This is a genomic window from Streptacidiphilus neutrinimicus, assembly GCF_000787815.1.
Classification (GTDB): domain Bacteria; phylum Actinomycetota; class Actinomycetes; order Streptomycetales; family Streptomycetaceae; genus Streptacidiphilus; species Streptacidiphilus neutrinimicus.
Genome location: NZ_BBPO01000002.1, coordinates 1 through 6,727, shown reverse-complemented (window position 1 = coordinate 6,727; position 6,727 = coordinate 1). Strand labels below are relative to the sequence as shown.

Sequence of the window (6,727 nt, the reverse complement as noted above, 5' to 3'; positions counted from 1 at the left end):
CCGCCCGCCGTTCCCGGTCCGCACCGGCGTCAGCGCGTCGCGCAGCACGCCGGTCGGCGCGCCGTCGAGGACGGCATGCGAAAGGGTTCCCATGAAGGTGGGGTTCTGCCAGGTGGCCAGCGTCCGCGAGAAGTCGGAGGCCGCGACCGCCTGCCGTGCCGGTGCCGCGCTGGCGCGCTGGATCGGCGGCAGGGCCGCCCACCCGCGCGGCGCGGCCGTCGCGGGCGCCGAAGCGGGCGCCGTGGGCGCCGAAGCGGGCGCCGCTGACGCCGCCGTCGCCTGCGCCGCTGACGTGCCCCGAAGTCGGTCGAGGATTCCCATCGTCGTGCGTATCCCGCCCCGTTACCGTTCCGCCGCGGCGCGCGTCACGAGCGTGGCGATCTGCTCGGCGTAGCGGCGGCGGTCACGGTGTTCGAGGTCCAGGATGTCCTCCAGGCTCCAGTGGAAGTGGTAGGCGATGTACGCGATCTCCTCGTGGACACGTTCGGTCGCGTACGTCACGATTCCCCCAGGCGGCTCCCGCCGAGCTCCACCTCGAAGGGCTGCTCGCAGTGCGGGCAGGTCACGCCGGCCCGGGTGTGGCCCTCCGCGTTGATCTGGCGGTAGAAGTCCTGCAGGAAGGCCAGGTCGGAGGCGAACATGTTCTCCACCACGCCGTCGTGCAGGTGCGGGACGGTGCCCAGCCGGGTGATCACCCGGGCGAGCAGCACCACCGACAGGTAGGCGGGGTTCTCCTGCACGCGCACGTCGCGCAGCGGGATGAGTTCGTCGCGGGCGGTCGCCAGGCGCATGACGCCCTCGCGGTGCACCGTGCCGGACTCGTCCACGTAGCCGCGCGGCAGCTCGAAGGCGAACTCCGTGCGCAACTGCCGCCGCACGGGGGCGGGTTCGACCGCCGGGGCGACCGGGGCCGCCGACGCCGCGAACGCGGCGTCGGCGTCGGGACCGGCGGCGAGGCCGCCGGTCCTGGCTGCTGCTCCGCGGCGCATTACTCCATGATCATTTCTTCGTAGGTGATGGTGACGGTCTCGGTCAGGGCGGACGCCTCACCGGCCTTGACCGTGCTCGCGGAGACCTTGTTGCACCAGGCCTGGCGCAGGTGGTACCGCTTCACCGGGTTGTTCTGGTAGTCCATCACGATGATGCTGGCGTTCTTGCGGGCCGAGCCCATGTCGCCGCGGATAGAGGCGTTGATCCAGTCGTTGAAGGCCTTGGACTGGGTCATGCCGCGCACGACCGTGGCCTCGCCCGCGCGCTTGACGCCGGGGAGCTTCTTGACGACAGGCTGGCCGTTGGCCGAGACCTGCTGGAACTCGATGACGTCCTGGTTCATGTCCAGGCCGGAGACCTCCTGGAGGTACTCGACCATGACGCCGTCGATCTGGAGGCCGAAATTGTGCGATGTGAGCGAATCGCCGGGCTGAAGGCTCATGCCTGGTATTCCTTACTTCTTCTCGTACTGGTCGTGGTGCGCGCGGACGGCGCCTTCGAGCGTCAGGGATCCCCGACTACTCCTCCAACTCGCCCGCACCGCTGGAGAACTGCGCCAGCCGGAAGATCACGAACTCGGCCGGCTTGACCGGGGAGACGCCGATCTCGCAGATGACCCGGCCGAGGTCCACGGACTCCGGCGGGTTGGACTCCGCGTCGCACTTGACGTAGTAGGCGTCGTCCGGCGTGGCGCCGAAGAGGGCGCCACTGCGCCACTCGGTGACCAGGAAGGCGGAGATGTTGCGCCGGATCCGGGCCCACAGGGCCTGGTCGTTCGGCTCGAAGACCACCCACTGCGTGCCGGTGAGGATGGACTCCTCGAGGTAGTTGAAGTACCGGCGCACGTTCAGGTAGCGCCAGGCCGGGTCGGAGGAGAGCGTGCGCGCGCCCCAGATGCGGATGCCGCGGCCGGGGAAGGCCCGGATGCAGTTGATGCCCAGCGGGTTGAGCAGGTCCTGCTCGCCGCGGGTGATCTGCATCTCCAGGTCCACGGCGCCGCGCACGACCTCGTTGGCGGGGGCCTTGTGGACGCCGCGCTCGGAGTCGTTGCGGGCCCAGACGCCTGCCACGTGGCCGCTCGGCGGCACCATCCGGGTCTGGGAGGAGGCGGGGTCGAAGACCTTGATCCAGGGGTAGTACAGCGCGGCGTACTTGGAGTCGTAGCCGGCGGTGTCCTGGCGCCAGACCTGGATCTGACGGGCGTTCAGGCCCGGCGGCGGGTCGATGATCGCCAGCCGGTCGCCCATCAGCTCGCAGTGCGCGATCAGCGCGAGCTGGACGGCCTTGACGGACTCCAGGTCGATCGCGCCGCGCTGGTAGGCGGCCATCAGGTCGGGGACGGAGACCATGGACACCTCGTCCACGGCCTCCAGGCCCCCGAAGCCGGTGCGGTCGGCCGAGTCGCCCACGTACTCGCGGACGCCGACCTGCTCGCCCGCGTCCGCCGCGGCGGGGGCCGGGCTCGCGGCCGGGGCGGCGGACGGCGCGGGCAGCGCGACCGTCTGGTTCTGCGGACGGACCAACTGCGCGGCGGGAGCGGCCTCCGCGACAGAGATCAGCTTGGACCGCTCCTTGACCTGCGTGACGACATAGGTCCGGCTGCCCTTCTTCGCCGACACGTCGAAGGTCTCGAGCGGCTTCTCGCCGTCCTTGACGACCAGGCGGAAGCGGTCGGCCGGACCCTCGCCCTCGGCGTCGGCGACCTCGACGGTGAGCGCGCCGCTCTCCCCGCCCGCGAGGGCCGAGACCTTGAAGGAGCCGAGCTCCTTGGCCTCGCCCGGCAGCAGCGCGGCCCGGGCGGCGCCGGCCAGGGCGGTCGGGGCGTGCGCGACCGAGCCGGAGACGCCGCCGGGCACCCCGCCGACGCGGACCACGTAGGCGGCGCTGCCGCCGTTGTTGAAGAAGCCGTAGACGGAGTGCGCGAGGTAGTAGCCGTCGGTGAACTCACCGAACTCGGCGACGTACTGCGACCAGTTGGTCACCAGCGTGGGCTCGTTGAGAGGGCCGGTCGGCGCGAGGCCGACGAACGCGGCCACCGAGGTGCCCACTCCCTCGATCGGCCGCGAGCCGCTGGCGACCTCCTCCACGTAGACGCCTGGCGACAGGTACGACGGCATGCTGAGCGCTCCTCGCAGTACAAGACAGGACCACGACAACACTGCCGGTTCGTGTGCGCTCCCAAAACGTCCCCGGGTGCCCGACCTGGGGCAGCGCTGATGCCCCGCTCAATGTCCCAACGGGCAGGCGGGCGGCGCGGCCCGATGAGCCCCGCCCGCCGCCAGGCATCCTGGCAGCAAAGGAGCCGGATCTGCCCTCGATGATGCCCGGAAGGCCCTTGTGGGCAAACCGCGCGCCCGCGTAGTCCTGGGGCGGGTGTCGCACGGCCGGATCCGAAGAGGGCGTCGGGCGCGCCCGCAACGACCACACCCTGATCGGGGGCTTCTCCATGCGGCACCACCTCAGCGGACATGACGCTCCGTCGAAGCGCTCCGCGGACGCGGCCAAGCCCGAGCGGCCGACCCGGAGCGGTCTGGATCTGCCGGCGCTCCAGCGCCTGGCGGGCAACGCGGCCGTCGTACAGTTCCTGAAGAACAGGGACGCCGGCCCGCAGGACAGCTCCGCCGAGAGCCCGGCGACGGTGCAGCGTTCTCTCGCGCACGAGGTGCTGAGCGGTACGGGCCGGCCGCTGCCGGAGCCCACCCGCAGGGAGATGGAGGTCCGGCTGGGCGCGGACTTCTCCTCGGTGCGCGTGCACGACGACGCGAAGGCCCGCCGTTCGGCGGCCGAACTCGGCGCGCGCGCCTACACCTCCGGCGAGCACGTGGTCATCGGGGACGGCGGCGGGGACCGGCACACGCTCGCCCACGAGCTGACCCATGTCATCCAGCAACGCCAGGGCCCGGTGGCCGGCGCCGACAACGGCGGCGGGCTGCGGGTCAGCGACCCCGGTGACCGCTTCGAGCGGGACGCGGAGGAGAACGCCCGGCGGAGCCTGGCAGCGCCGCTCCCGGCAGCGTCGACCGCGGTGCAGCCGGCCGCAGCCAGGGCCACCGACGTTCCCGCGCACGCGCACACCGCGGCCTGCGGCCACACGGCGCAGCAGCCCGAGGTGCAGCGCGCACTGCAGGTGGGGCGGATCGACTTCACCAAGGAGTACAAGCAGCGGACCTCCGCGCTCCCGCCGCGCGAACAGGAGCTGGTGCTCGACACCATGGTGAAGGAGGTGACGAAGGGCTTCCTCGGCGAGGCCGCCCCGAACTTCAGCCGGGACGAGCGCACCGCGTTCGTCAACGAGCAGAACCGGATCGACTGGCAGCTCAGGAAGGCGATCGTCGCCCCGGTCGGATACAAGGGCTACCACCCGGTGCTCAAGGGGCAGGTGGGCAGGCACCCGGACTTCGGCGCCAAGAACCACGACATCCGGGTGAACAACTACACCGAGCTCGCCCGGAACCTGATGGGCTGGGTCTACGCGAAGGACAACCGCCACCGGGAGAAGGAGGCCGCGCTCGACGTCCAGAACGGCGGGCAGGTGGAGCTGTTCCTGAACGTCGTACTGCGTCGTGTCGCCCGGTTCGCCCAGGAGGTCCAGCGCGCCCGTGGAATGTCGCCCCGTCAGATCGCGGTCATGCACGAGGAGCTGCGGACCGGGCTGTCGCACATCGAGTCGCAGCCGCTGATCCAGGGCCGCCACGGCCCGATCCACGACAGGAAGAAGGCGGACCAGCCGGTCGGGGCCTACCTGGCCTACTTCGACGGCACGTTCAACCCCAAGTTCGCCAACAGCCGCCTGGCCACCCGCATGATCGACAAGGGTGGCCTGCTGGCGCTGCTGGAGACCCCGGAGAAGTTCTCCTTCCGGGACAAGATGATCGCCCTGCACGACCTGTCCGAGTACTTCGGGCACTCGCGGCACACGCCGCCGACCATGGGCAAGGAGGCGGTGGCCGAGATCGACGACGAGGACACCTGGAGCACGGCAGGCTGGGACGGTCAGGGCAGGCGACTCCAGGTCCACGACCGGGGCCAGAACCCCGTGGTCAAGGCCGACGGCACGGTGAAGGAGCATCCCTCCACCCGCAACGAGAACTCGCTGACGACCAGGCTGGCCCGCTCCAGGAACGTGCCGGTGTGGGCGGGCCAGTCGTACACCGCCGCCCGGATGTTCAAGCTGGCCCAGGCCAGCGGCGCCTCACGGGAGGAGATCGCCGCGGTCGGCTGGGGCATCTTCTCCTTCTGGCGCCTGGACTTCGACCACACCACCGAGTTCGCTTACCACACGCTGCACGAGGTCATGGACATCGCGCAGAACTACGACGTGCCGTACGACATCGACGACCGGTACGCCTCCCTCCCGCTGGCGAACGCCCAGCGGATCGCCGACCGGCTCACCCAGCTGCACGCGAGCACGGACGCGGTCTACCAGGACGCGAAGAAGCAGGTCCGGGCGATGAGGGAACTGGTGGCGCGGCAGCACGACCGGATGGTGACCGACCAGGAGGAGCGGTTCCTGCAGGTCGCCGAGTCGGTCGCGCAGGAGCTGAGGGACCTCCGCGGCGACCTGGCGGAGCGCATCGACCGCTTCCGTCGGTGGCAGGACCTGAGCGGGCGCGACCGCACCCGCCTGCTGACCTGGTGCCTCAACAACCCCCGGCCGCTGCGCGAGCGGATGAAGCGACTCAGCCAGCAGCTCGACGCCGTCCGCCCCTGACGACGTCCGTCGCCGAGGCCGGGCGGTACGGTGAGCCGGGTGGGCGAACCGGGCAGCAAGCCTTGCCCTTTGGGGACTCGACCGTGCACCAGGACTGCCCTTGTGACTCCTGCCCGGCCGCGTCGCTTCCAGGTAGCTTCCCCAGGTGAGCCTATGGACTTCCCTGGAGCCCGCGTCCACGACGGTCGACGCGGGCAGCACCGCCACCGTACGCCTGCGGGTCCGCAACACCGGTGACATCGTCGACGAGTACCGCTTCACGGTCGTCGGCGACCTGGCGCCCTACGTCACCGTCGAACCGCCCACCCTCCGCCTCTACCCGGGCACCACGGGGACGGTCGAGCTCACGGTCGCACCGCCGCGCACCCCCGACGCCGCCGCCGGGCCGCACCCGTTCGCCGTCCAGGTCACCCCGACCGAGCACCCCGAGGCGACCACCGTCCCCGAGGGCAACATCACGGTGACGCCGTTCGTGGAGGTGCGGGCCGAGCTCGTCCCGCACACCGTCAAGGGGCGCTTCCGGGGGCGGCCCAAGCTCGCCATCGACAACCTCGGCAACACCATGCTCACCGCCTCGGTGGTCGGCGACGACAACGGCGACCAGCTCGGCTACGAGGTCGTGCCGGCCAACGTCCAGATCGCGCCGGGCCGCGCGGCCTTCGTCAACGCGACGCTGAAGCCGCGCCAGATCATCTGGATCGGTCATAGGCAGAACCGGCCCTACCGGCTCTCGGTGCGCCGCTCGGGCGTCAACCCGCTGAACGTGGAAGGCACCTACGTCCAGCGCGGATTCCTGCCGCGCTGGCTCTTCACCGTCCTCAGCCTCTGCCTTGGCCTCGCGATCGCGTTCGTCGCGCTCTGGATGACCAACCCGCCCGCCTTCAGCACCCAGGCCACGCCGCTGGCGGCGCAGGTGACCCCCAGCCAGCTGCCGGCTCCCAGTCAGCCGCCCGCACCCACGCCGACGCAGCCCGCCGCCACCCCGCAGGGTGGCGGTGCGCCGTCCACACCGGTGCAGGTTGCTCC

Annotated in this window: 6 protein-coding genes and 1 pseudogene; 2 read left to right on the top strand and 5 right to left on the bottom strand. The window is 71.1% G+C overall.

Annotation, left to right across the window (positions count from 1 at the left end):
* The 5 genes and pseudogenes from TR48_RS42860 to TR48_RS01405 all read right to left on the bottom strand — a co-directional run.
* Positions 1-321: pseudogene (locus TR48_RS42860) on the bottom strand (hypothetical protein); the annotation flags it as partial.
* A 21-nt stretch (positions 322-342) separates the two neighbouring features.
* A complete protein-coding gene (locus TR48_RS44175) occupies positions 343-501 on the bottom strand; it encodes a DUF6760 family protein (RefSeq protein ID WP_169790004.1) in 159 nt (52 codons plus the stop codon).
* The gene (locus tag TR48_RS01415) at positions 498-989 is read right to left on the bottom strand and encodes a hypothetical protein (RefSeq protein WP_042363957.1); all 492 of its coding nucleotides are present in this window, start codon (positions 987-989) and stop codon (positions 498-500) included. The genes TR48_RS44175 and TR48_RS01415 overlap by 4 nt, the downstream gene beginning before the upstream one ends.
* Positions 989-1,432 (bottom strand): phage tail protein, encoded by a 444-nt coding sequence (locus TR48_RS01410; RefSeq protein ID WP_042363956.1) that lies wholly within the window; start codon positions 1,430-1,432, stop codon positions 989-991. Before TR48_RS01410 ends, TR48_RS01415 begins: the two co-directional genes overlap by 1 nt.
* Before the next feature lie 76 nt (positions 1,433-1,508).
* Positions 1,509-3,107, bottom strand: coding sequence for a phage tail sheath subtilisin-like domain-containing protein (locus tag TR48_RS01405; RefSeq protein WP_042363955.1), 1,599 nt, complete (start codon positions 3,105-3,107; stop codon positions 1,509-1,511).
* A gap of 329 nt (positions 3,108-3,436) precedes the next feature.
* On the opposite strand from TR48_RS01405, the gene TR48_RS46760 reads away from it, so the two are divergent.
* Together TR48_RS46760 and TR48_RS01395 are read left to right on the top strand one after the other, a co-directional pair.
* The gene (locus TR48_RS46760; RefSeq protein WP_052442323.1) at positions 3,437-5,701 is read left to right on the top strand and encodes an eCIS core domain-containing protein; all 2,265 of its coding nucleotides are present in this window, start codon (positions 3,437-3,439) and stop codon (positions 5,699-5,701) included.
* 145 nt (positions 5,702-5,846) lie between these two features.
* Positions 5,847-6,727, top strand: an 881-nt coding sequence (locus TR48_RS01395) for a COG1470 family protein (protein ID WP_042363954.1), incomplete at its 3' end; no start/stop codon positions are given.

Bases quoted from the DNA above. Each gene is read 5' to 3' on its own strand.
- TR48_RS01415 (WP_042363957.1), bottom strand. From the start codon at position 989: ATGCGCCGCGGAGCAGCAGCCAGGACCGGCGGCCTCGCCGCCGGTCCC.
- TR48_RS01410 (WP_042363956.1), bottom strand. From the start codon at position 1,432: ATGAGCCTTCAGCCCGGCGATTCGCTCACATCGCACAATTTCGGCCTC.
- TR48_RS01405 (WP_042363955.1), bottom strand. From the start codon at position 3,107: ATGCCGTCGTACCTGTCGCCAGGCGTCTACGTGGAGGAGGTCGCCAGC.
- TR48_RS46760 (WP_052442323.1), top strand. From the start codon at position 3,437: ATGCGGCACCACCTCAGCGGACATGACGCTCCGTCGAAGCGCTCCGCG.